Here is a 23,659-nt window from a genome sequence, read left to right as displayed (position 1 = left end):
CGGTGAGATTCTGATTGCGGCATCGATTCTAGTCCGGTGAGCTTCGGGAAAAGAGACGTGAACAAGACCACGGCCGACCTGATTCGGGAGCGTGAGACGGCGGTATCGACCGCGCGCCTCACGCAAGATCCCGAGCGACATCTGCAGTCCCTGGAAGATCTCGCCGAGATCTTCCTGCGCGCCGACAGCTACCTTCCGGCCCTTCAGAATCTCAACGAGTGCATCCAGGCGGCCGAGCGCTTGGGGCTCGAAGAGTCGCGCATCACGGCGCTCGAGCTGAAGGCGGCGCAGGCCTTGATCGACAAAGGGGACGCGTCCGAGGCGCTCCGGTATTTGGCCCGCGCGCGCGGGCGCATCGCCGCCGAGCTCCATCCCGAGCTGATCGCGCGTCTGCAGCTTCAGAGCGCGCGAGCCTTGATCGAGCTGAGCCAATACGAGGAGGCGCTCCGCACCTGCGAGCGCGCCCACACCTACTTCCGCGAATCGAGGCTCACCGGGCCGCTCGCCCATGCCTACAACTGTTTCGGCCGGATCTACTTCCGGCTCGGCGACCTGGACAAAGCCAAGGAATTCTACGAAGCCTCGCTCCATCTTTTCCGCTGGGATCTAAACGACGACGACGGCGTCATCCGGACCCACAACAACCTCGGCGTCTTGTACCGCCACCTCTCCGATTGGCGGCAGGCCACGTGGCACATGCTCCGCTCGATGGAAATCGCCACCCGCCTCGGCAACTTCGCCTACATCGCCGTCACCTGCGCCAACCTCGGCATCGTGCATCTGAAAGCCGGATCCTGGGACGAAGCCCGCGAGCACTTCGAGCGCGCGCTCACGAACTACGTGCAGATTGGAAGGGAAGCGGGGATCGCGCGCATGAGGATCGGGCTCGCGACCATCGCCGCGTGCCGGCACGACTTCGCTTCCGCGGAGGCGCACCTGAACGCCGCATGCCAGATCACCGCGCGTCTTGGCATCTCGCGAGAGCAGGTGCTCTGCCTGATGGGCCGCGGCGATCTGCACCACGAAATGGGGCATCCAGACGAGGCGCTGGGCTTCTACGACCAGGCGTTCGAGATGGCCCGCCAGATCGCGCCCGAAGGGGACATGATCCACGAGCTTCAGCGCCGGCGGGCCGAGGTGTTCACCGAGCGCGGAGACGTGGTCCAGGGCATGAAGGCGGCGGAGGACGCGCTCGAGCGCGCCATGCGGCTCAAGGACCAACTCGAGGAAGGAGCGACCCGGCGCGTCCTTGCCGCCATCCACACGCTGGAAGGCCGGCAGGTGGAGGCCCACACGCAAGGGCGGCAGTCGATCCGAGTCCTCGAGTCGATCCACGAGCGGTTCGAGCTCGCGCGGGCCTATCGCGAGCAGGCGCAGAGGGGAAAGGGCGCCTCGGATGCGGAGCGCTCCCGCGAAGCCCAAAATTACGCGTTCAAATCGATGTCGCTTTTTGAGCAGTTGGGGCTCGACGACGCGGTCCGGGAATGTGAAGGGGTCCTGCGCGATCTGAATGCGCCATCCTGGCTCATCGCGCCCCGATCCGAGCGGCCCAACCATCGCACGTCCTCGCAGGCCCAGGACATCGCCCGCGCGCACGGCTTCGTCACGCAGCACGCGCGGGCCCTCGAGGTGGTGCGCAAGGCCTCCGAGCTTCTCTCCACCCCGGCGCGGGTCCTGATCCAAGGCGAGACCGGAGTCGGGAAAAACCTCCTCGCGTATATGTTCCGAACGTTTGAAATCGAGCGGGGCCGGCCGTTTGTCGAGGTGAACTGCACGAGCCTTCCCGGGGATCTCGTCGAGAGCGAGCTCTTCGGCTACGTGCGGGGCGCCTTCACCGGCGCGGCGATCACGAAGCGGGGGATCTTCGAGGACGCGGACGGCGGCACGATCTTCCTGAACGAGATCGGTGAGCTCTCCGAGCGCACGCAGGTGAAGCTCCTGCAAGTTCTCGATGACGGCACCTACCGCCGGTTGGGCGAGGTTCGATCGCGGCAGCTCAATGTGCGGATCATCTCGGCGACGAACAAAGATCTCGATGCCGCGGTGAAAGCAGGCTGGTTCCGCGCGGACCTCTTTTATCGCCTAGGGCAGGTTGTGCTGTCGCTTCCCCCGCTACGCGAGCGCCGCGAGGATATCCCGCTCCTGATCCGGAATTACCTCGACGAGCTTTCGGCCCGTGAGGGGCGCCAGGTTCTCTTCTCGGAAGACGCGATGGACTATCTCGTGTCCCTTCCCTGGCTCGGGAACGTTCGGGAGTTGAAGCACAAGATCGAGTCGATCTACCTCTGCGCGGGCCGCCAGGAGCTCCTCGATCGCGCGGCGCTGATGCCCATTCTCCACCCTGGCTCGGGAGCGGCGCCCGAAGCCTACCCGTCACGCGGATTGCGCGGCAAGGTGGACATGCTCAAGCGCGAGGAAGTGCTGGCGGCGCTCTCGAGAAACGGCGGCAACCGAAGCCGGGCCGCGCTCGAGCTGGGCATCACCCGCCGGCATCTGATCCGGCTCCTCAAGCAGATCTACTAGCCGCTCCTTCCCCCCGCAACCCGTTTAACAGGAGTGACATCCTCGTCGCGGCCAGGGTCGGGGTGTGACATCGGCGAAGCGTGCAGCGGCATAAGTCCTTAGCGTCTCGGGGCGCTGTCGGCATGAGACATTCACGTCCCACATGGCGCGCCGGGCTTCCAAAACCCGCCCAGGGGGTCCGCCCGTCCTGCCCCGCAATGGCCTCTACAGAAATAAGATAGCTCCGCATCGTTTTACCCAAGGCTCTTTCGAGCCACCCGGCACGTGCCATGCTTTTTACGTGGGGCAGCCAGCGCTGATGGATTGGCTTTGAGATGTCTCGCGCGGCAGTGTGGGGCCGCGGACGATGGGGAGCTCTCAGGGGATGCCAAGGCCAGGGCGAACCATCTACTTCAGGTCCCAGTGGACATAAAGGCTCCTAGACTGACTCTCTCTGGGTGCCTCATTCGTCCGCGACCCACCGAAAATACAGGTCTCTAGCTTCAGGGTCCCCCCCGACTCGATCCATCCAGCAACTTAGCCCGACACCTCGCGATCGATTTCCTAGCCTGCCGGCTGCGTCCCGGGTCTTTTGGGCCGCACGAAGATCTCTCGCTCCCGCGTGCAGATGGCTTGCCCCGGCTTCGCGCGCCGAGGCTTGGAAACGAATTTTCGCTCGGTATAGATCACCGGAACCCGCGTCTGCTTTCGCGCCTTGCTGAAGAATGCGGCGGTCTGAGCCGCCTCCACCAGCGTCGTCGGCTTGGGTTTGGAGTTTCGAGTGGGTCGGCGAAGGATCACGTGGGAACCGGGGACTCCCACGACGTGAAACCAGAGATCGTGGGGGTTGGACAATCGATGGGTGATGAGGTCGTTGTCGGCGTTGTTGCGACCGACCCACACCTCCCATCCATCGCTCGTAACGTACGTCCTTGGCCGGAGCGACTTGTGCGCCCCTGGAGCTCCGCGCCCGGGACGTCCCGCACGGGGCGCAGCGACGGCCTGTCGACCCAGATGGGTCTCTCGTACGTCGCCCCGTGCACCCAGATTGATTTTCGCGCCGGCAAGGAAGCCTCGGATTTTCGCGAGGGCCTCTCGAGGCGCGATCTGGAGGGCTTCTCGGCGCAGCTCGTGCAGGTGTGAAAGGCTCTTCCGGGTCTCGGCGAGCCGCTCATCCGCGAGCCGCTCGCCCCGTTCGCCCTTCTTGGCTCTTTGAAAAAGGCGCGCCGCGTTCTCGTCGGGGGAGAGTGAAGGGTCGAGGTCTATTTCGACCCTTGCTCGATGCGAGTCCGCGAATGGATCGGGGAGTCCGACGCGGCTCGCCCCCCTTCGAATCTTCCCGAAGTTTGCGAGGAGTATCTCCGCGCGCCGGCGATCGTCTTGCATCTCCCGCGCCTTCTCCCTGTCGGTTTCCGCCGCCTTGGCGCGGCGCGTGAGCGTCCGCTCGGCCGACCTGAGAATCCGCTCGATCTCGCTTTCGAGCTCCGCGCGAAATGTCCCCGCGATCCTCTCGCGGAGCGCCTCGCGCGCCTCTTCCGACGTGGCGTCGTGGACCGCGGGCGGCCGGTAACCCTGTGGCATCCCGGACGCGGCGGGCTCGTGGGGCCGGGCTGTCGCCCTCCCTCGTTCCTCCCGGTGCAGCGCCCAGAGCACCGGGCCCGCGGGCTCCGTGACCAGGCTCAGGTTCGCGCGCGGCCCCTCCGCGTCGAGGGTGAGCCGAAGGCGGCGCTCCTCGCCGCCCCGCGCGTCGAAGAGGAGTTCCAGGCCGCCGGCGCGCGCCCGTGCCAGGACGACCTGGGCGTCGCGGAGCGGGATCTCGATCGCCTGAAACCGCGACCCGCGCGGATCGGGCTCGATCGGCAGATCGGGCGCGAGCGCGTACCACGCGTCTTTCCGCTCCAGATGGATCCAAAGATGCGCGCGAGGAGCGCCTCCGAAGGAGATCGTGAGCGAGCGGCTCGAGTGCGCGACGACGCCTCGGACCTCCCGGCCGAGGAGGGACGGGATGTCCGCGACCCCGCTCACCGCGGCCTTCCACCGGTCAAGCGGGCGAGATTATTGGCGGCGTCCGCATATCCTGGGAGGATCTCACCCGCGCGCCGGTAATGCGCGATCGCTTCCTCGGTCCGGCCCAGCCGCTCCAGCACGACGCCGAGGTTGTTTTCCGCCTGCGCGAAATCAGGGTTGAGCCGCAGCGATTCCCGATACGCGGACACGGCGGAATCGGGGCGGTCCGCGCGGACATGGAGGTTTCCGAGCGCGTACCACGCGGCCGCGTAGCCGGGCCGGAGGCGCAGGAGCAGGCGCGCATGCGCGAACGCGGAATCGACCTGGCCCGATTCCTCCTCCGCCGCGCTCAGGTTGAGGAGCGACTCGGTGAACTCCGGCTTCAGCTCGAACGCGCGCTTGTGGTGCTCGATCGCGCGCGCGAGATCGCGCTTTTGGTAATAGTAGCCGCCGAGCACGGCGTGAACGTAGGGAGAGTTCGGGGAATCGCGGAGCATGGAGGAATAGAGCGTGGCGTCGTTCTTCCAAATCGCGACCCGCGGGAGAAGGAGCGCCAAGAAAAACGGCGCGGCGATCCCGGCGAGATAGGGGCCGGAAGTTCCCGGGAGCATCGAGATCCCAAGCGCCAACGCGCCGCTCGGAAGGAAGAGAAATCTCTCGGCGAGGAGCGCGCCCGCGATGATCCGGACGTAGCAGAGCGGAACGAGCGTGCTCGCGAACAAGAAGAGAGGAACCGCCCAGCGGGACCGGCGCCTCACCAGAAGAAGGAATCCGACCGCTATCGCGAGCAAGATCAGAAGCCCCGCCGCGAAAACCCAATCGGGGCCCGTCAGCACGGGCACCTCATGGCGCGCCGAAAGGGAGACCGGGAAGAGGAGGAGCGGGAGGTAGCGCGCGACCACCGAGACGCTCGTCAGAAGGGCCGGCCCCGTCCCCTCGACGGGCGAAACGGTTGGCAGCATGTGCGGGCCCAGGACCGCCACCCGGCTGACCCAGGCGACGCCGATCGAAAGCAAGAGCGGAACCGCCGCCCGCGCGAGCCCGCCGGAGCCGATCCTGCGATCGCGTGTCCACAGGGCGAGGAGGGGGAGCGGAGAAGCGAAGAACGCGACCTCCTTGGACCAGAGCGCGGCCAGAAGGAGCAGAGAGGCGGGAAGGAGCTTCCCCAGCTCGTTCCGGATGCGCGGCCCCCAGCGGGCGGCCGCCCACAGCGAGGCGAAGAGAAAGGCGCCGCAAATCACGTCGGTTCGCCCGGCGATGAAGCAGACGCTCTCGGGGTGGGCCGGATGCAGCGCGAAGAGGCACGCGCCCACAGCCGCCGGGATCGGCCTCCCCGACATCTCCCACGCGAAGAGCCAGAGAAAGAGGCACGCGAGCGCGTACCAGATCAAATTCGTGAGATGGAACCCGGCCGGGTTTCCGCCATAGACCGCGCGATCCGCCGCCAAGCTCAGGAGCACGACCGGGCGAAAGTACGTCCGATCCAGCGCCGGGTCCCGGAGGAGGGTATCGAAGGGAGTGCGCCAGAGCCGGCCCAGATCGCCGGGGTGCCGTAGGTCCAGCTGGGGTCCGATCATGACCTTGTCGTCCCAGACGAAGTCGTAGCCGAGCGACCGCCAGTAAGGCAGGAGGGCGGCCAGGAGGACGAGGGCCGCGAGGAGGGGCCAGTACCGGGTACGGACCAAGTCGAAGCCGCGCGCGGCGTGCCCCCCGCGGTTTTCTGGAGCGGCGCGAGGTGCTTGGGGAATTTTGAGTTGCGGGGCTCGGAAGCTGCGCGCCATGGCCGGAGACGTTAGGGATACGGCGTCCGGGCGGTCAATGGGTAACTAGGCGCGCACCTCGGGCCGGGGGAGGGCACCGTGTGGAGCCGGGGATGAGGCGAGCGGTCGAGTTGACTCCCGGGGCCCCGCGCGCTACATTGGGGCTCTACCCCCGAGGAGCGATCCAACCCGACATATGGTAAGGAGCATGACGGGTTACGGTCGGGGCGAGGTTGTGATGAACGGCCTGCGCCTCACGGCCGAGGTCCGATCCGTAAATCACAGATTTTGCGAGCTTTCGGTCCGCTTGCCTCGGACCCTCTCGGCGTTCGAGGCGGAGGCGAGAAAGCTCCTCGTGGAAAGGCTCAGCCGGGGAAAGATTTCGCTCGCCGTGACATGGGGTGGCGAAGGGGAGCGCGAGACCGAGCCTACGGCCACGCTGAAGCTCGACACCGGCACGGCCGACCGGTACATGGAATTGATCGGCGAGCTCAAGTCCAAGTACGGTCTGTCCGGAGACATCGATCTGAAATCCTTCGCGGCGCTCCCGAACATATTTGTCTGGGAAGAGCCTTCGTCGAATGCCGAGTGGTACGTGTCCCTGCTCCGCGAGGTGGTCACGAAGGCGGCGGACGACATCATCCGCATGAAGGAGCTGGAAGGGCAGGCCTTGAGGTCGGATCTCGAGGCCCGCGTGGAGTCGATCCGGAACCGCGTCGCGCAAATCCGGGAGCGCGCCCCCGAGCGGCTGCGCGATGCGCGCACGCGGCTCCGCGAGCGCGTCAACCTCCTGCTGGAAGAGGGGGAGCTGCCCGAGGAGCGAATCGCCCAAGAGGTCGCGATCCTCTCGGACCGCCTCGACTGCACGGAGGAGTGCGTGCGGCTCGAAGCGCATTGCGGCCATTTTCGGAAGCTCTTGGACGAGGAGAGCACGCCGGGGCGAAAGCTCAATTTCCTCCTGCAAGAGATGAATCGTGAGATCAACACGATCGGCTCCAAGTCCTCCGATGTTCCGATCGTGGAACAGGTGGTGGAAGTGAAGGAGGAACTTGAGCGGATCCGGGAGCAGGTCCAAAACATCGAATGACCTGGATGCCTGGCTCGGCGCCGGGTATCGCCCGTTCGTGGTCGTGCTCTCGGGGCCTTCGGGTGTGGGAAAAAGCTCTTTCGTGAAGGAGCTTCTGGGGGCCGGCTTGGAACTGGAATATTCCGTGTCGGCCACCACGCGGGGGCGGCGCCCGCACGAAGTGGACGGGCGGGACTATTTCTTTCTCGACCGCGACGAATTCCTCCGCCGAATCGAAGGCGGCGATTTCGTGGAGTGGGCGGAGGTCCACGGGGAGCTCTACGGAACGCTGCGGGGGGAGACGGAGCGTTGGCTCAAGGCGGGGAAAAACGTTCTCCTGGACATCGACGTCCAGGGAGGGCGCGCGGTCCGGAAGGCGTATCCGGACGGTGTGTTCATCTTTTTGCTGCCTCCCTCCCTGTCGAGCTTGGAGGAGCGGCTTCGGGGGCGCGGAACGGACTCAGACGAAAGGATCCGGCTGCGCCTCGATAACGCGCTCCGGGAGATCAAGCTCGTGAGCGAGTATGGTTATGCGGTCGTGAACGACGATCTCTCGTCGGCGCTCCGCCGGGTCTCGTCGATCATCCGGGCGGAAACATGCCGTGCCTCGCGCCGGCTTCCGATGGAATCAACCTAGCGCGAGATGAGAATCTCGGGGCCTTTGGAGGTGAATGTGCTGGACGAAAAAGGTGTGCTCCGCTCGAGCAATATTCCGAACAAGTACGAGCTGATCATCGTGGCGGCCAAGGAAGCCCGCCGGCTGAACGAGCTGAGCCGCCAAACCGGGCTCAACCTGGGCGGAAAGGTGACCAACGTCGCTCTCGAAGAGGCGCTCAAGGGCAACGTACTCTATCGCTACAGGACGGAAGCCGAGGAGTTGAAGCCGGAGATGCCGGAGAGCGCCGAGGAGTAGCGCTACCGTGGCGGAGACGCGTTCCGGGCTCGACCAAGCGCGGGTCCTTCTCGCCGTGACCGGCGGGATCGCCGCCTACAAGGCCCCGGAGCTTGTTCGGCTCCTGGTCAAGGAGGGGGCCTTGGTTTCCGTCATCCTCACCCGGAACGCGCGTCGCTTCGTCACCCGCGATGCGCTCCGGGCCGTCACGCGCGGCCCGGTTCTCAGCAACCTCTTCGAGGCCCAGGCGCTCGGCGAAGGTCCCTGGTTCCCGGGCTCCGGGCCTTCCTCCCTGGGCATGGCCCATATCGGAATGGCCCGCGAAGCGGACCTCCTCCTCGTTGCTCCCGCCACCGCCAATCTCCTGGCGAAGCTGGCCCACGGCCTGGCCGACGACCTTCTCTCCACGGCGCTGCTCGCGACGCGCTCCCCCGTCCTCGTCGCGCCCGCGATGAACGTCGCGATGTGGGAGCACACGGCGGTGCGCGAAAACGTCCGCCTCTTGCGCGAGCGCGGCGTGGCATTCATAGACCCCGAGGAGGGCGAGCTCGCCGACGGCGAATGGGGAATGGGCCGCATGGCGTCCCTGGAAAGGATCGTCGCTGCCGCACGGGAAGCGCTCGCGACCGGGCGGGACGGGCTCCGGGCGGCGGGCCGCAGGGGGCTTCCACCGCCGGTGCCGCCTCTCCGGGCGGCCGAGGACAAGAGGCCGGAGGCTGCGCCGTTGGGCCCGATGGGCCTCTCGCTCGTCAGCCAGCCGCTCTGGGGTCGCACGGTGGTCGTCACCGCCGGTGGAACCGAAGAGCCCATCGATCCGGTGCGCGTGATCACGAACCGGAGCAGCGGCAAGATGGGTTTCGCGCTGGCCGACGAGGCCCGCCGCATGGGCGCGCAGGTGAAGCTCATCGTCGCGCGGACGAGCGCGCCCCCGCCCGCCGGAATTCCGCGCGTCGAAGCTCTCACGGGTGACGCGATGGCCGTCGCGGTGCGTGAGGCCATGCGCGATGCGGACGCCCTCATCATGGCCGCGGCGGTGAGCGACTTCACCCCGGCGAAGCCCAGCACCTCCAAGCTGAAGCGCCGGGAGAGCGGAATGACTCTCGAGCTTCGCCCCACTCCCGATATTCTGGAATCGATTCGGAAGGAGTTTCCGAAGAAGCAGATCGTCGGTTTCGCGCTCGAGACCGAGGAAGAAGAACAGGGGGGCATGGAGAAGCTCAAGCGAAAGGGGCTCGACCTCATCGCGATCAACAACCCGCTCAAGCCGGGTTCCGCGTTCGGCTCCGATCAGAACGACGTGACCCTCCTCGACCGCTCGGGAGAGACGGAGCGCCTGGGGCTCCGCTCCAAGCTCGACGTGGCGCGCGCGATCTTGCATCGCGTCGCGCGGGCGCTCGAAGCCGAGGTCGTGCGTTGAAGGATCCGCGGGAGGAGCTGGTAGCGCTGGCTCGCGAGGCGCGCGTGCTGCTGGAACGCGAGCGGGCCCGGGGACGCACGCGCATCGCGCTGGCTGCAGACTCCACGGCGTCCCGACGTCCCGCCGCCGCGCAGGCGCGCCGCGCCGCGCCCCCGGCTCCCCTCGCGCTCCCGGGGTTCGAGTCGCTCGTGCCGTCCCCGGCAGGGCTCACGGTGCGGGAAGACCTCCCGGATGATTTGGGCACCCTGGCGCGGCTCGTCGCCGAGTGCCGCAAATGCCGCCTGTGCGAGACCCGCACGAACACGGTCTTCGCCGACGGAAGCGAGAAGGCGAAGCTTCTTTTCGTCGGGGAAGCGCCGGGGCGCGACGAGGACTTGAAGGGCCTTCCCTTTGTGGGACGTGCGGGGCAGCTTCTGGACAAGATGATCGCCGCGATTCAGCTCCGCCGCGACGAGGTTTACATTTGCAACGTGCTCAAGTGCCGGCCTCCCGAGAACCGGACACCCCTGCAGGACGAGGTGGACCAATGCCTGCCGTATCTGGAGCAGCAGCTCGCCCTCGTCCGGCCGGCGCTCCTCTGCGCTCTCGGCCTCTCGGCGGCGCAGGCGCTCTTGAGGACGAAGGCCTCCATGGCCTCCCTCCGGGGACGCACGTTCGAATACAAAGGAATCCCGCTCATCCCGACGTACCATCCCGCCGCGCTCCTTCGAAATCCCGCCTTGAAACGCGAAGCGTGGGAGGATCTGCAGCGTGTGCGCGACACCTTGAAGGCCCGCGCGGCGGGCTGAGGAGCCTGTGATGGAGAGTGCGGCAGGACGGGTCGCGGTCGAGCAGCGCCGGCCTTTCGAAAAAGACGATACGGTGGAGGGAGGACGGGTCCCCCCGCAATCGCTCGACGCGGAGCGCTCCGTGCTGGGAGCGATGCTCCTCTCCCGCGACGCAATCGCCGCTGCGATCCAGCATCTCGACGAGCGGGCCTTCTATCGCGAGACCCATCGCAAGATCTGGCGCTCGATGGTCGTCCTCTTCGATCGAAACGAGGCCGTCGACCTGGTCACGCTGGTCGAGGAGCTCAAGCGCAGGAAAGAGCTGGAGGCCGTCGGCGGCGCGACCTACCTGACGAGCCTGGATCAGTTCGTGGCCACGGCGGCGAACGTCGAGCACTACTGCAAGATCGTGAACGAGAAGGCGACGCTGCGCCGCCTGATCGAAGTCGGCACCGAGATCGTCGGGGAGTGCTACGACCAGAGGAAGGAGCCGGCCGCGCTCCTGGACCGCGCCGAGCAGGCGATCTTCGCGATCTCCGACGACCGCCTCCGCACCGGGTTTCACCCGATGCGCCAGCTCGTGCTGCAGGGCTACTCTGCGATCGAAGAATACCGGCAGCGCAAGGTTCACGTCACGGGCGTGCCCTCCGGCTTCTACGACCTGGACGAGATGACCGCGGGGTTCCAGAAATCGGACTTCATCGTGATCGCCGGCCGCCCCTCCATGGGAAAGACGAGCCTCGCGATGAACATCGCGGAGAACGTCGCGGTGCACCTGAAACCGGCCGAGCGTCAGGCGATCGCGGTCTTCAGCCTCGAGATGTCCAAGGAGTCGCTCGTGCAGCGGCTCATGTGCTCCCTCGCCCGGGTCGACATCCACAAGATCCGGCGCGGCTACGCGAGCAACGACGAATACAAGCGGCTCCAGAACGCGGCCGCGCAGCTTCACGAGGCGCCGATCTACATCGACGACACCGCCGCGATCGGCATCCTCGAGATGAGGGCCAAGTCGAGGCGGCTCGTGTCCGAGGTGCCGCTGGGGCTCATCGTCATCGACTACCTGCAACTGATCCGCGGGCCCGAGTCGTCCGAAAATCGCCAGCAGGAGATCTCCGCCATTTCGCGCTCGTTGAAGGCGCTCGCGAAAGAGCTCCAGGTCCCCGTGGTCGCGCTCTCGCAGCTCTCGCGGGCGGTGGAGACGCGCGGAGGCTCGAAACGCCCGGTGCTCTCCGATCTGCGCGAGTCGGGGGCGATCGAGCAGGACGCGGACGTCGTTCTCTTCGTCTACCGCCCCGAGGTGTACGAGGCGGACCCCGCGAACCGGGACGGGAAAGCGGAGATCATCGTTTCGAAACAGCGCAACGGCCCGACCGGAAGCGTCAATCTCGCGTTCGTGAGCGAGTGCACCCGATTCGAGTCGCTGCGAAGCGTACCGGAGCCGAAGTTCTAGCGCCCGCGTGAACCAGACCGGCGTCGAGCGGCTCGCCGACCGCTATCCGTTCCGCTTCATCCTCAACGGGCTCCGGGACGCGGGCGAGGTTCTCATGCTCCTCGGGGACGTGCTCCGCGAGCTCCCCCGGGGCCTTCGAAAATTCCCCCTCCTGGTGCAACAAATGATGGCGATCGGGATCGGCTCGATGCCGTTGACCCTTATTGTGGCGTTATTTACGGGCGCGGTCGCCGCGGTGCAAGCGAGCTATCAGTTCCGCGACTATGTGCCGATGATTTACCTGGGCACCGTGATCGGGAAGTCGGTGGTGATCGAGCTGGGGCCGGTGCTCACCGCGCTCGTCGTGGGCGGGCGTGTCGGGGCCTCGATCGCGGCCGAGCTGGGCACCATGCGCGTGACCGAGCAGGTGGACGCGATGGAGACCATGGGGATCAGCCCGACCCGGTACCTGGTGGTCCCGCGGGTCGTGGCGGCGACGCTCATGCTTCCCGTGCTCACGATCTTCGCGGACGTGGTCGCGATCTTCGGCGGGTATCTGGTCGCGGTGCTCACGCTCGACGTGAGCGGCCATACGTTCACGAGCGGGCTCCGGCTCTACTTCCATCTGCGGGACGTGTTCTCGGGGCTGATCAAGTCGGTTTTCTTCGGGGCGATCATCTCCACGATGGGGTGTTACTACGGGCTGCGAAGCGAAGGGGGCGCCGAGGGAGTGGGGGTCGCGACCACGAACGCCGTCGTGGCATCGTGCCTCTTGATTCTCATCGTGGACTACCTCCTCGCGTCGTTCCTGTTCCGGGTGATCTTTGCCTGAGCCCTCGATCGAGATCGAGGGAATCTGGAAGCGCCTCGGGACGAAGGATGTGCTCCGCGGCGTGGACCTGGCGGTCGCGCCGGGAGAATCGGTCGTCATCATCGGCCGAAGCGGCACCGGGAAGTCGGTTCTCTTGAAGCACGTCGTCGGGCTGATCGATCCCGACCGCGGGGTGGTGCGTGTGGACGGCAGAGACGTGCCCGCCCTCAGCGTCGCGGAGCTCTTGGACTTGCGAAAGCAGATGGGGATGCTCTTCCAGGGAGGGGCTTTGTTCGATTCGCTCACGGTGGGTGAGAATGTGGGGCTGCCGCTTCGGGAGCACACGGGGATCGCGGGGACGCAGGTCGACCTGGTGGTCCACGAGAAGCTCCATCTGGTGGGCCTCGAGGGCGCGGAGTCCATGCGTCCCTCGAGCCTGAGCGGCGGGATGAAGAAGCGCGCGGCTCTGGCGCGGGCGCTCGCGTTGAATCCGAAGATCATGCTCTACGACGAGCCGACCACGGGGCTGGACCCGATCACCTCCGACCTGATCAATCGGCTGATTCGACGGCTCCAGGAGAGGCTCGGAATCACCTCGATTGCCGTGACGCACGACATGCGCAGCGCCTATCATATCGCCGATCGGATCGCGATGCTCCACGAGGGCCGGATCCATGCGATCGGAACCCCGGCGGAGATCCAGGCGTCATCCGATCCGGCGGTGCGGCAGTTCATCGAGGGGAGCGCCGAAGGGCCTCTCCTCCCCACGTAGAGGGTCAGGGATGAACCATACGTCGCGCCGAGCCGCCATCCAGGTCGGGGTCACGGGCCTTCTCGCGCTCGCGATGCTTCTCGCCGGCATCGCGTGGATCAAGGAGTACCGCCTCGGGCAGAAGAAGCGGGTGCTCGTCGCCCGGTTCGAGGAGGTCGGGAATCTATCCGAGGGGGATCCGGTCTCGGTGCGCGGCGTGAGGAAAGGCATCGTCCGTGAAGTGAGGCTCCTGGATCAGGGCGTGCGCGTGGAGTTCGAGATCGACCGGGGCGTGGCCCTCCATCCCGACGCGAAGATCCGGGTCGCGAACATCGGCTTCATGGGCGAGAAATTCCTGGCCTTGGACCCCGGGTCGGCGCCCGGCCGGTTCGATACGTCGAATCCCATCCCGGGTCTTTTCCAGTCGGGCGTCCCCGAAGTGATCTCGGGCGCCGGGGAGCTCATCACGGAAGCGACGCAGCTCTCCTCGCGGCTCAACGAGTTCCTGGCCGCGGTCGATCCGGCCACGATGGAGCGCGCCTCGAAGAACTTGGAGAAGATGTCCTCGAATCTTTCCACCGCGGTCGAGAGGAATCAGGAGGATCTGAGGCAGGCGATCCTGGATTTCAGGAGCGCGGCGCACCAGATCAAGACGATCGCCTCGACCAATTCCGATCAGGTCAGCACCTCGATCCGCGACTTCGGAACGGCCTCGCAGCGGCTCACCACGCTCTCCGAGCAGCTCAGCGTCACCGCGGGAGCGCTCCACCGCGTGGTCGAGCGGCTGGACAACCAACAGGGGTCGCTGGGGAAGGCGATCGCGGATTCCTCGCTCTACGTCGAGCTCAAGGAGACGCTCCGCAACACCAACGATCTGGTGAAGGACATCAAGAAAAACCCGAAGCGCTATATCAAGATAGGTATCTTCTAGCGTAAGTCGGCCCCGAAGCTCCGCTCGGGAGATCACGCATGGCCAAGAAGGCTGCTTCATCCGCGGCGCTCCGCACGATCTTTCTCTGTTCCGCGTGCGGCAACGAGAGTCCCAAGTGGTTCGGCCGCTGCCCGCATTGCGGCGAGTGGAACACCGCCGTCGAGGAGACGCCCCGGGCCTCGGCGCACCCCTCGAAGCGCGGGTACGGCGCCGGAGCAACCGGAGCCTCGGAGCCCAAACGCCTTGCCGATATCGAGGGACGCGGCGAGGACCGGCGGCGTTCCGGAATCGGCGAGCTGGACCGCGTCCTCGGCGGTGGGCTCGTCCCGGGCTCGCTGGTCCTGATCGGGGGCGACCCGGGAATCGGCAAATCGACGCTCGCCCTCCAGCTGGCGGGCGCCTTGGGAAGCGCGGAACACGGAGTGCTCTACGTCTCGGGGGAGGAATCGCCGCGGCAAGCGAGGATGCGCGCCGAGCGGATCGCGCTCCGCGGGGCGGCGGATCACCTGTGGCTTCATTCCGAGATCGATCTGGACGCGATCACCGACCAAGTCGACCGCCTGAGCCCATCGCTTCTCGTGATCGATTCGATCCAGACGCTTCACCTCCCGTCGCTGAACGCGGCGCCCGGCAGCGTCTCCCAGGTCCGGGAATGCGGGCTCCGGCTCCTTCGCCTCGCCAAGGAGCGCGCGCTGCCGGTCATTCTGATCGGACACGTCACCAAGGACGGCTCCGTGGCCGGGCCGCGGACCCTCGAGCACATGGTCGACGTCGTGCTCTACCTGGAGGGGGACGCCCACCACGAGTACCGGATCCTGAGCGCCGCGAAAAACCGCTTCGGCTCGACGAACGAGATCGGCGTCTTCGAGATGCGCGGCGACGGCCTGTCCGAGGTGGAAAACCCCTCCGAGCGCCTCCTCCGCGACCGGGGCTTGTCGGTCCCGGGCTCGGCGGTCGTCGCGTCGATCGAGGGATCGCGCCCGCTCCTCGTCGAGGTGCAGGCGCTCGTCGCCCCGACCCACTTCGCGAACCCGCAGCGGGTCGCGCAGGGTGTGGACCCGAGGCGCCTCGCCGTCGTGATCGCGGTGCTCGAAAAGCGCGCGGGGCTCTCGCTCGCGGGCGCCGACGTGTTCGTCAACGTGGCGGGGGGGATTCGCCTCGAGGAGCCCGCGGCGGACCTGGGCCTGGCCCTCGCGCTCGCGTCGAGCTTTCGCGATGCTCCGCTTGCCCCGGACCTGGTCGCGGTCGGCGAGGTCGGACTCGGAGGGGAGCTGAGGCCCGTGCCCCAGCTCGAGCGCAGGCTTCAGGAGGCGGTGCGGCTCGGCTTCCGCTCCGCCGTGATCCCCAAACGAAACGCCCTCGCGGCGGAGCCCGCGAAGGGAAGAGAACCGCTCGCGATCGAGCGTTTCGCCGCGGCCTCGCTGGGGGAAGCGATCGACCGCTGCCTCGCCGCGCGCACGGGAGGATCCGCGCGACCGCCGGGCCGTCCTCCCGCGGGCGCCGCGAACCGGGGCTGAGCCGTGGATCTTGCGGTGATCCTGGCCGGCGCGGGGGAGGGCCGGCGCATGGGCGCGCTCGGGCCGAAGCTCCTCCTCGAGGTCGGCGGGCGCCCCGCGCTCCACCGCGTGATCGACACTTTTCTCGAGGTGGAGGCGGTCGGGGAGATCGCCGTCGTCGTCCCTCCGGCGCTCCTTCTCGAGGCGGAACGCGCCGCGTCTTCCCGCCCGAATCCGCGTCGGGCCCGGATCGCGATCTCGCCGGGCGGCGAGACACGCCGGGATTCGGTGCGAATCGGGATCGAATCGCTGACGCGGTCCCTCTCCTTCATCGCCGTGCATGACGTGGCGCGCGTGCTCGTGAGCCGCGCGCTGATCGAGCGCGTGCTCCGGGCCGCGCGCTCCGGCGGTGCGGCGATCCCGGCGTGTCCCATCCGCGACACCGTGAAGGAGGTCGCCGCCGGCCGCGTCCTTCGTTCGATCGCGCGGGAGCGGCTCCTGGCCGCGCAAACGCCGCAGATCTTCGCGCGTGATATACTCGCGCGCGCTCACGCGCTCGCCCGCGAGCCGCACGCGGAGGCGACCGACGACGCGATGCTGGTCGAGAGGCTCGGATCCGACATCGCCGTCGTGCCGGGCGAGCCGTCCAATCTCAAGCTTACCGAACCGGGCGACCTCGTCGTGCTGGAAGCGTGGCTCAAGGCGGGGCAGGAATCGGAGGGGTGATGGGTGGATATCGTGTCGGAATCGGCTACGACATCCACCGCCTCGAGCGCGGGTTCCCGCTCGTCCTGGGCGGGGTCCCGCTCGCGCACGACCGCGGGCTCAAGGCGCATTCGGATGGTGACGCGCTGGCGCACGCGATCGGTGACGCGCTCCTGGGCGCGATCGGGCTCGGCGATTTGGGCGCGCACTTCCCCGACACGGATCCCGCCTACCGAGGGATCTCCAGCCTCGACCTTCTCGAGAGGATCCATGGGTTGCTCCGGGAGCGGGGGGCGCGCGTGGTGAACGTGGACTCGACTTTGATTCTGGAATCTCCCCGCGTGGGTCCCCACGTCGCGGAGATGCGCGAGCGGCTCGCCCGCGCCCTGGCGCTGGATTCGGGGCAGGTTTCGGTGAAGGCGACGACGAACGAGCGGCTCGGCTCGCTGGGCCGGGAGGAGGGAATCGCCGCGATGGCGGTGGCCCTGGTGGAGGTGGAGGGAAGATGAGGATCGCGGTCCTGATGGGCGGAACGAGCGCCGAGCGGGAGATCTCCATTCGAACGGGGGCGGGCGTAAGCCGCGCGCTCTTGAGCCTGGGCCACGACGTGGTCCTCCTGGATACGGGGACGGGGAAGCTCCTCCAGGCGGGGGAGCTCCACGCCGCGCTCGCCCACACCGGAGGTTCCGGCGTCGCGCCGGTGTCGCTCCCGGCGGCCGCCGCCCACGCCGGGCTCGAACCGTTCGTCCGCGGGATGCCGCGGGATGTTGAGCTCGTCTTCGTCGCGCTCCACGGCGGCGACGGCGAGAACGGAACGCTCCAGGCTCTCCTCGATCTCGCGCAGGTTCCGTATACCGGCTCCGGCGTTCTCGGCTCCGCGCTCGCGATGGACAAGGCGATCTCCAAGCGGATCTTCGTCCACGAGGGGATTCCCACCCCGGAGTGGGTGGAGCGCTGGGCGCCCGAAGATCCGTCCCAGCCCTGGACGCCGGAGCTGGACGACGAGGACATCGAGCGCCTGGGCGGCTTCCCGGTCATCGTGAAGCCGAACGACCAGGGATCCACCGTGGGGATCACGGTCGTGAACGAACGCGCGAAATTGAGGGCCGCTCTGCTGACGGCGCGGCGCTACGGCCGCCTCGCCCTGGTCGAGCGCTACATTCCCGGGCGCGAGGTCACCGTATCGGTCCTCGAGAACCGCGCCCTCCCGGTCGTCGAGATCATCCCCGAAGGGGGGTTCTACGACTATGAGCACAAGTACACCGCCGGCGCGAGCCGCTACGAAGTTCCCGCCAAGCTTCCCCGGGAGACGAGCGAGCGGCTGCTGAGCCTCGGGCTCAGAGCCTGCCGCGCGCTCCGCTGCCGAGGGGTCGCGCGGGTCGATTTCCGGCTGCACGAGGACGGCACTCCATACTGCCTCGAGGTGAACACGGTTCCCGGCATGACCGAGATGAGCCTGGTGCCGAAAGCGGCCGCGGCTGCCGGCCTGAGCTACGAGGATCTCGTGCGCGCCATCGTGGAATCCGCCCCGGTCCGAGCGCCCCGATGAACGCGAACCCGCTGGCTCTGCCGACTCCCGACCTCGTCACGGCCCTGGTCCGGATCGGGCTCATCCTCCTCTGCGCCTTCCTCTTTTCCAGGCTTGCCTTCCTCGCGATCGGACGCATCGAGCAGGCGATCCGCGCCGGCACCCAGGGCTTCCCGATCGAGCGCGAGAAGCGCGCGAAGACCCTGGGGCAGATCCTCCGCAGCGTCACGTGGATCGCGATCGTGGTCGTGGCCTCGCTCATGGCGGTTCGCGAGCTGGGCTTCGATATCACGCCGGGGCTCGCGGCGGCGGGAGGCTTCGGCATCGCCGCGGGGCTCGGGGCTCAGACCTTGGTTCGGGATTGGGTGGCCGGCGTGCTCATCATCTGGGACAACCAGTTCGCCGTGGGGGACGTGATCCGGGCCGCGGGCGCTTCAGGAAAGGTCGAGTTCCTGTCGTTGCAGCATACGGAGCTTCGCGACGGCGACGGCGCGCTCCATTTCATCCCGAACAGCGAGATCAAGGTCGTCACGAACCTCTCGCGGAGCTGGTCGCAGCCGACCGTCCGTATCCCGATCGACATCGGCGAGGATCCGAAGCGCGCTCTGGCCGTTCTCCGGGACATGCTTCAGCAATTTGCCCAGGATCCCGCCGTGAAGCCCCACCTCGAAGGGGTGCCCAGGGTGCTCGGGATCGAGGACGTTTACGCGGGCTATTTCACGGTGCTCTTGCAGGTGAAGACCAATCCCGGCCAGAGGCTCGAGATGATGCGCGAGCTTCGGATCGCGACTCTTTATCGCCTCCGCCAGGAGGGGATCTCGGTTCGGCCTTCGGGGGCCGCGAGCGGCTCGGCGTGAGCCTGCGCGTCTACGACACGAGACGGCGCCAAAAGCTTCCCTTCGAGCCGGTCCAGCCCAAGCGCGCGGGCATGTACGTCTGCGGGATGACCGTGCAGGACAAGCCCCACGTCGGCCACATGCGCTACGCCGTCGCGGGGGACGTCATCCGCCGCTACCTCGAGGCCAAAGGGTTCGCGGTCACCTACGTCACGAACTTCACCGACATCGATGACCGGATCATCGACCGGGCGAACCGGGAGGGCGTCCCGTTCGGCCGCGTTTCCGAGCGGAACATGGAGGCGTTTCTCACCTACGCCGACCTGTTGAACATCAAACGCGCGACGCACTATCCGCGCGCGACCGAGCACGTGCCCGAGATCATCGACCTGATCCGGCGGTTGATCGACCGGGGGCACGCCTACGCCTCGGGTCCCGACGTCTACTTCGACGTGCGGAGCTATCCAAGGTACGGGGAACTGTCGGGGCGGAGGCTCGACGATCTGCGAGCGGGCGTCCGGATCGAGGTCGGCGAATCGAAGCGCGATCCGCTCGATTTCACCCTCTGGAAGGGGGCGAAGCCCGGCGAGCCTTCGTGGCCGAGCCCCTGGGGGCCGGGGCGTCCGGGGTGGCACATCGAGTGCTCCGCGATGGCGATGAAGTATCTGGGGGACACATTCGATTTCCACGGCGGCGGGCAAGACCTGGTCTTCCCACACCACGAAAATGAAATCGCGCAATCCGAGGCCGCGACCGGAAAGCCGTTCGCGCGCTACTGGGTCGAGAACGGCCTCGTCCTCTTGAGCGGAACGAAGATGTCGAAATCGGAGCAGCATTTCTTCCTGATCGAAGATGTCGCGCGCCAGGTGGAGCCGGAGGTGATCCGCTTCTATCTCCAGAGCACCCATTACCGGAGCCCGATCGAGTGGAACGAGGAGCGGCTCCGGGAGGCGGGCACGGCATACGGCAGGCTGCGCGCGGCGCTGGCGACGGGGGAGAAGGCGGGGGGAGCGGGATCCGACGCGTCCGGGGGAAGAGCCGACGAACCGGTCCTTACGGCTGCGGCGGAGCCGGCGGGCCTCCGAGCGGAAACCGAGCGGACGGCGAGGCTCTTCGAGGAATCGATGGACGACGACTTCAACTCCGCCAAGGCCCAGGGGCACTTGTTCGATCTCGCCAAGGCGATCAACCGCGTGGCGGAATCGGACGGCTCCTCACCGAGCGAGCGGGCCTCGTTGCCGGAGGCAAGCCGCACCCTGAGGCGGCTCGGGGAAACGCTCGGTCTTTTCTGGGGCGCGCGGGCCGAGGAGGGGCCGGTCCCGGAAGAGGTGCAATCCCTTGTGAGACAAAGGGATGAAGCGCGCCTCCAGAAGCAATGGCAACGGGCCGATGAGCTTAGGGCAAAGATAGAGGCCTTGGGCTTCGTCCTCGAGGACCAAAAGGGGGGGACGCGCGCCCGGCGAAAACCCTAGCCCATCATGAGGTTCTACCAGGCCAGCCGATGCGAATCTTCCAGCGGCCGCGCACGCTCAAGGACGAGCTTCAGATCCTCTTCCTCGTCGTAGGAAGCGCCTTCCTCGTTCTCGCCACCGTCCTCCTCTACCAAAACGGGCAAGCGGCCCTCCGGCGCCAGCTCGTCGCGAGCGCCTCCTCGGCGGCCGAGACCGCGTCGGCGCTCGTGGGCCTGGAGGACCATCGAGCGGTCCGCACCCCCCAGGATTTCAGCTCGCGCGCCTTCCGGAACATCGTGCAGAGCCTGGGCGCGCTTCGCCGCGCGAACCCTGAGATCGTCCATCTCTTCACGATCGCGCCGATCGGAGAGATGGGCGCGTGGGGCGTGGTCGTGGACATGGGAGGCTCCGCGCCCGATCGCGATGAGCGGAATCTGGTTCGCGGGCGGCTGCCGATCGGTTCGCCGCCTCCCGCGAGCCTTCCCGCCGCTCTCATTCGCGAAGGAATGGGCGGGACCGCCGCCGAGATCCTGGACATCACGAATCCTCATCGGGCGCGCGCGGTGGCGGTGAGCCCGATCATCGCCCCGCATGGCGGCTCGGTCGGGCTCGTCGTCGTGGAGCTCAGCGCGGCGGGACTGATCCAGGAAGTCCGGCTCCTCTGGTATGTCTCGATCGGGATCTTCCTGGTCGGCCTGGTCGTGAGCGTCGTCGCCGCGAACCTGGCTTCGCGCTGGGTGACCCGGCCGATCGAGGAGCTGCTTCGCGGCGTCGATGAAATCGCGAAGGGCAATCTTCGGGCGCGGGTCCTGAACCAGAGCCGGAACGAGTTCGGCGCCCTGGGATACGCGTTCAACCTGATGGCCAAGAGCCTCGAGGCGTCGAAGGCGAGGAACGACGAGCAGCAGGCCCTTCTGCGCGAGCTGCACCGCACGGGGTCGCAGGTGGCGTCCACCCTCGAGCTGCCGCGCATGCTCGAGACCGCTTCGCGCGGGCTCCGCGCGATCTGCGGCGGCGAGGAGGCCTTCGCGGGGGCGATGGGCCCGCGGGACAAATCGGTGCGTGTCTGGGCGCGGTCCGGGCCCGGGGCGCTCGACCTCGAGGGTTGGGACACGCCGGTCGCCCTGCTCCAGGACGTGCTCGCCGGCGAGACCCGCCTGCTCGCCCGAGAGGAGTTCGCCGCCGCGGGGCTCCCCATGCTTCTCGACCGCCCCGGCGATTACGCGCTCGCGGCCCCGCTTCGGGTGAGCGACCAGACGCTCGGGGTCCTCGTGGCGCTCGGAAGACGCGCCCAGTTTCATCCGGAGGGGGTCTCGCTCGCGGCGCTCTTCGCCCGCCAGGTCTCGGCGGCGGTCGGGAACGCGCGCCTCTTCGAGCAGGTTCGGGCGGTGGATCGCTCGAAGAGCGAATTCCTTTCGATCGCCTCGCACGAGGTGCGCACGCCGCTCACGGTCATGAAGAGCTCGCTCGACATTCTTGTCTCCAGCCCCAAGTTCGAATACAACGCCGACCAGCGTCAGCTCATCGCGTTTTGCCAGGAGTCGGTGGAGCGTCTCATCCGGCTCGTGAAGGACATCCTCGACGTCTCCAAGATCGAAGCGGGGGTCCTCTCGATTCAATTTCAGCCGACGTCGCTCAACGACCTCATCGAAAAATGTCTGTTCTGGGTGCCGCAGCTCCCCGGCGGCCAGGGCATCGAAGTCGAGGCGCGGCTCCCCGGCGAGCCCGCGATGGTGTTGGCGGATCCGCAGCGGATCATGCAGGTGCTCGAGAACCTCATCGCCAACGCGATCAAGTTCTCCAAGCCCGGCGGCAAGGTATCGGTAGAGCTCAAGGGGCACGAGCGCGAATACGAGGTGATCGTGTCGGACCAGGGGAAAGGGATCGCTCCCGACGACCTAGGGCGAATCTTCGGGAAGTTCTACCAGGTCGCCGATTCCGCCACACGCGAACAGGGAGGCACTGGGCTCGGTCTCGCGATCTGCAAAGGAATCGTCGAAGCGCACCATGGGAAAATCTGGGCGGAGAGCGTGCTCGGCGATGGAAGCCGCTTCCACTTCGCTCTCGCGCGCGTGATGGACACACCGATCGGCGATCGGGCCGAGGGAGTGATTTCGGTCGACTCGCTTCTCTCCTCCCTCCGCACCGCTTCCGCGCGCAAGGCTCGAATCGAATAAAGATCCGCAGCACCCTCCGGCTCACTCAGAATCCGGCCGCGCCGCGCTCCGGGGACATGTTTACTTTGGAACAATTTGACGCGTTTCGTCGCTCCACGTACACTGCGGCCGGCGAGCCCGCCCGCGCTCTGGGCATCCGATGGTCCGCCGAGAGCTGGCGTAGCTCAATTGGTAGAGCATCTCATTTGTAATGAGGCGGTTGGGGGTTCGAGTCCCTTCGCCAGCTCCAGATCTTTGGTTCAGCAAAGGGTCGCATGCCGGAGGGGTTCCCGAGCGGTCAAAGGGAGCAGACTGTAAATCTGCCGGCTTAGCCTTCGAAGGTTCGAATCCTTCCCCCTCCACACCCAGCCGAACGGTTACCATCTGATGAGCCAATGCCTCCGCCGGCGGATGTCCGCCGGTGGGCTCAACACTTTGAGCGGGAATAGCTCAGTGGCTAGAGCGTCAGCCTTCCAAGCTGAGGGTCGCGGGTTCGAATCCCGTTTCCCGCTCCATTTTTCCGGCGCCTGTTGTCCACACCTTTCCACACAAGTTATCTATGTTCAGGTAAATGAATTAATGGGTTATCTTCCGGCCCCCGGTGGGGGAATCGGGCGCGCTCCCCGCGCATCTGCGGCCGGGTCCAAATTTCTTATTGACAGCCGCTTTGGGGGGAATTAACTTTACAGATTCGCGACTACCGGCGACCTTTTTCCGCGAGGAGGAGGTCGGGACGGGATATTTTGCGCTGTTTGGGAAGCTTTCGGGTCGTTTGGCGCCTTGTGGGGCTGAAGTTTCAGGTCGGTCCTTGCTCGCATCCGATTTTGCCGCGCGCCGCACCACTGCCCACGTAGCTCAGTCGGTAGAGCATTTGCATGGTAAGCAAAAGGTCAGCGGTTCGATTCCGCTCGTGGGCTCCATTTGTCCGCATCGCGAACGTTCGAGTTTCGAGAATTAGTCAGCACCTCGCCCCTCGTGTTCGATGATCGTACGCCTCTCGGGTAGGAGGGTTTTTCTCAATGGCGAAGCAGAAGTTTGAGCGGACGAAGCCTCACGTGAACGTGGGGACGATAGGGCACGTGGATCATGGGAAGACGACGTTGACGGCGGCGATCACGATGGTGTTGTCGCAGAAGAATCCGAAGATCCAGGTG

20 protein-coding genes and 4 tRNA genes are annotated in these 23,659 nt (G+C 66.8%); 22 read left to right on the top strand and 2 right to left on the bottom strand.

Annotated features, from left to right (window positions below):
* Positions 1 to 57 precede the first annotated feature (57 nt).
* Positions 58 to 2,523 (top strand): tetratricopeptide repeat protein, encoded by a 2,466-nt coding sequence (locus E6K76_08160; GenBank protein TMQ58343.1) that lies wholly within the window; start codon positions 58 to 60, stop codon positions 2,521 to 2,523.
* A 543-nt stretch (positions 2,524 to 3,066) separates the two neighbouring features.
* Here E6K76_08160 and E6K76_08155 read toward each other — a convergent pair.
* Positions 3,067 to 4,527, bottom strand: coding sequence for a DUF814 domain-containing protein (locus E6K76_08155; protein TMQ58342.1), 1,461 nt, complete (start codon positions 4,525 to 4,527; stop codon positions 3,067 to 3,069).
* Positions 4,524 to 6,290, bottom strand: a complete 1,767-nt coding sequence (locus E6K76_08150; GenBank protein ID TMQ58341.1) for a tetratricopeptide repeat protein — start codon at positions 6,288 to 6,290, stop codon at positions 4,524 to 4,526. Before E6K76_08150 ends, E6K76_08155 begins: the two co-directional genes overlap by 4 nt.
* Positions 6,291 to 6,465: 175 nt before the next feature.
* Here E6K76_08150 and E6K76_08145 point away from each other — a divergent pair, with 175 nt between their 5' ends.
* The 21 genes from E6K76_08145 to tuf form a co-directional block, all read left to right on the top strand.
* Entirely contained in the window at positions 6,466 to 7,356 is an 891-nt protein-coding gene (locus E6K76_08145) for a YicC family protein (protein TMQ58340.1), read from the top strand.
* A gap of 37 nt (positions 7,357 to 7,393) precedes the next feature.
* Positions 7,394 to 7,972 carry a guanylate kinase gene (locus tag E6K76_08140; protein TMQ58360.1) on the top strand — a complete coding sequence of 193 codons (579 nt, stop codon included), beginning with the start codon at positions 7,394 to 7,396 and terminating at the stop codon, positions 7,970 to 7,972.
* A 6-nt stretch (positions 7,973 to 7,978) separates the two neighbouring features.
* Complete coding sequence (gene rpoZ / locus E6K76_08135) at positions 7,979 to 8,248, top strand: DNA-directed RNA polymerase subunit omega (GenBank protein TMQ58339.1); 270 nt, start codon at positions 7,979 to 7,981, stop codon at positions 8,246 to 8,248.
* Positions 8,249 to 8,255: 7 nt separating this feature from the next.
* Entirely contained in the window at positions 8,256 to 9,644 is a 1,389-nt protein-coding gene (locus E6K76_08130; GenBank protein TMQ58338.1) for a bifunctional phosphopantothenoylcysteine decarboxylase/phosphopantothenate synthase, read from the top strand.
* A gap of 17 nt (positions 9,645 to 9,661) precedes the next feature.
* Complete coding sequence (locus E6K76_08125) at positions 9,662 to 10,432, top strand: uracil-DNA glycosylase (protein ID TMQ58359.1); 771 nt, start codon at positions 9,662 to 9,664, stop codon at positions 10,430 to 10,432.
* Positions 10,433 to 10,442: 10 nt separating this feature from the next.
* Positions 10,443 to 11,861 (top strand): replicative DNA helicase, encoded by a 1,419-nt coding sequence (dnaB, locus tag E6K76_08120; GenBank protein ID TMQ58337.1) that lies wholly within the window; start codon positions 10,443 to 10,445, stop codon positions 11,859 to 11,861.
* 94 nt (positions 11,862 to 11,955) lie between these two features.
* Complete coding sequence (locus E6K76_08115; protein ID TMQ58358.1) at positions 11,956 to 12,672, top strand: ABC transporter permease; 717 nt, start codon at positions 11,956 to 11,958, stop codon at positions 12,670 to 12,672.
* Positions 12,665 to 13,423 (top strand): ATP-binding cassette domain-containing protein, encoded by a 759-nt coding sequence (locus E6K76_08110; GenBank protein ID TMQ58336.1) that lies wholly within the window; start codon positions 12,665 to 12,667, stop codon positions 13,421 to 13,423. The genes E6K76_08115 and E6K76_08110 overlap by 8 nt, the downstream gene beginning before the upstream one ends.
* Positions 13,326 to 14,333: an MCE family protein gene (locus E6K76_08105; protein ID TMQ58335.1), complete on the top strand. Its 1,008-nt coding sequence runs from the start codon at positions 13,326 to 13,328 to the stop codon at positions 14,331 to 14,333. The genes E6K76_08110 and E6K76_08105 overlap by 98 nt, the downstream gene beginning before the upstream one ends.
* 38 nt (positions 14,334 to 14,371) lie before the next feature.
* Positions 14,372 to 15,850 carry a DNA repair protein RadA gene (gene radA / locus E6K76_08100; GenBank protein ID TMQ58334.1) on the top strand — a complete coding sequence of 493 codons (1,479 nt, stop codon included), beginning with the start codon at positions 14,372 to 14,374 and terminating at the stop codon, positions 15,848 to 15,850.
* A 3-nt stretch (positions 15,851 to 15,853) separates the two neighbouring features.
* On the top strand, positions 15,854 to 16,555 hold the full coding sequence (gene ispD, locus E6K76_08095; protein ID TMQ58333.1) for a 2-C-methyl-D-erythritol 4-phosphate cytidylyltransferase: 702 nt from the start codon (positions 15,854 to 15,856) through the stop codon (positions 16,553 to 16,555).
* Positions 16,555 to 17,043, top strand: a complete 489-nt coding sequence (locus E6K76_08090; protein ID TMQ58332.1) for a 2-C-methyl-D-erythritol 2,4-cyclodiphosphate synthase — start codon at positions 16,555 to 16,557, stop codon at positions 17,041 to 17,043. Before ispD ends, E6K76_08090 begins: the two co-directional genes overlap by 1 nt.
* Complete coding sequence (locus E6K76_08085; GenBank protein ID TMQ58331.1) at positions 17,040 to 18,083, top strand: D-alanine--D-alanine ligase; 1,044 nt, start codon at positions 17,040 to 17,042, stop codon at positions 18,081 to 18,083. Before E6K76_08090 ends, E6K76_08085 begins: the two co-directional genes overlap by 4 nt.
* Entirely contained in the window at positions 18,080 to 18,919 is an 840-nt protein-coding gene (locus E6K76_08080; GenBank protein TMQ58330.1) for a mechanosensitive ion channel, read from the top strand. Before E6K76_08085 ends, E6K76_08080 begins: the two co-directional genes overlap by 4 nt.
* Positions 18,916 to 20,370 carry a cysteine--tRNA ligase gene (locus E6K76_08075; protein ID TMQ58329.1) on the top strand — a complete coding sequence of 485 codons (1,455 nt, stop codon included), beginning with the start codon at positions 18,916 to 18,918 and terminating at the stop codon, positions 20,368 to 20,370. The genes E6K76_08080 and E6K76_08075 overlap by 4 nt, the downstream gene beginning before the upstream one ends.
* Before the next feature lie 29 nt (positions 20,371 to 20,399).
* Positions 20,400 to 22,526 carry a cell wall metabolism sensor histidine kinase WalK gene (locus tag E6K76_08070; protein ID TMQ58328.1) on the top strand — a complete coding sequence of 709 codons (2,127 nt, stop codon included), beginning with the start codon at positions 20,400 to 20,402 and terminating at the stop codon, positions 22,524 to 22,526.
* A 153-nt stretch (positions 22,527 to 22,679) separates the two neighbouring features.
* A tRNA-Thr gene (locus E6K76_08065) sits at positions 22,680 to 22,755 on the top strand.
* A gap of 30 nt (positions 22,756 to 22,785) precedes the next feature.
* Positions 22,786 to 22,867, top strand: a tRNA-Tyr gene (locus tag E6K76_08060).
* 77 nt (positions 22,868 to 22,944) lie between these two features.
* Positions 22,945 to 23,020 (top strand) — tRNA-Gly (locus E6K76_08055).
* Positions 23,021 to 23,349: 329 nt separating this feature from the next.
* Positions 23,350 to 23,425, top strand: a tRNA-Thr gene (locus tag E6K76_08050).
* Between the two features lie 99 nt (positions 23,426 to 23,524).
* Positions 23,525 to 23,659, top strand: a 135-nt coding sequence (tuf, locus tag E6K76_08045; protein ID TMQ58327.1) for an elongation factor Tu, incomplete at its 3' end; no start/stop codon positions are given.

Source organism: Candidatus Eisenbacteria bacterium, from assembly GCA_005893275.1.
In the GTDB taxonomy this organism is placed as follows: domain Bacteria; phylum Eisenbacteria; class RBG-16-71-46; order SZUA-252; family SZUA-252; genus WS-7.
The sequence above is the reverse complement of the archived record's forward strand: the minus strand, read 5'-3'. Positions and strand labels throughout refer to the sequence as shown.

Coding starts and splice junctions, on each gene's coding strand:
- radA (TMQ58334.1), top strand. CDS start 14,372: ATGGCCAAGAAGGCTGCTTCATCCGCGGCGCTCCGCACGATCTTTCTC.
- rpoZ (TMQ58339.1), top strand. CDS start 7,979: ATGAGAATCTCGGGGCCTTTGGAGGTGAATGTGCTGGACGAAAAAGGT.
- E6K76_08145 (TMQ58340.1), top strand. CDS start 6,466: ATGGTAAGGAGCATGACGGGTTACGGTCGGGGCGAGGTTGTGATGAAC.
- E6K76_08115 (TMQ58358.1), top strand. CDS start 11,956: ATGCTCCTCGGGGACGTGCTCCGCGAGCTCCCCCGGGGCCTTCGAAAA.
- dnaB (TMQ58337.1), top strand. CDS start 10,443: ATGGAGAGTGCGGCAGGACGGGTCGCGGTCGAGCAGCGCCGGCCTTTC.
- E6K76_08105 (TMQ58335.1), top strand. CDS start 13,326: ATGCGATCGGAACCCCGGCGGAGATCCAGGCGTCATCCGATCCGGCGG.
- E6K76_08070 (TMQ58328.1), top strand. CDS start 20,400: ATGCGAATCTTCCAGCGGCCGCGCACGCTCAAGGACGAGCTTCAGATC.
- E6K76_08090 (TMQ58332.1), top strand. CDS start 16,555: ATGGGTGGATATCGTGTCGGAATCGGCTACGACATCCACCGCCTCGAG.
- E6K76_08080 (TMQ58330.1), top strand. CDS start 18,080: ATGAACGCGAACCCGCTGGCTCTGCCGACTCCCGACCTCGTCACGGCC.
- E6K76_08150 (TMQ58341.1), bottom strand. CDS start 6,290: ATGGCGCGCAGCTTCCGAGCCCCGCAACTCAAAATTCCCCAAGCACCT.
- E6K76_08085 (TMQ58331.1), top strand. CDS start 17,040: ATGAGGATCGCGGTCCTGATGGGCGGAACGAGCGCCGAGCGGGAGATC.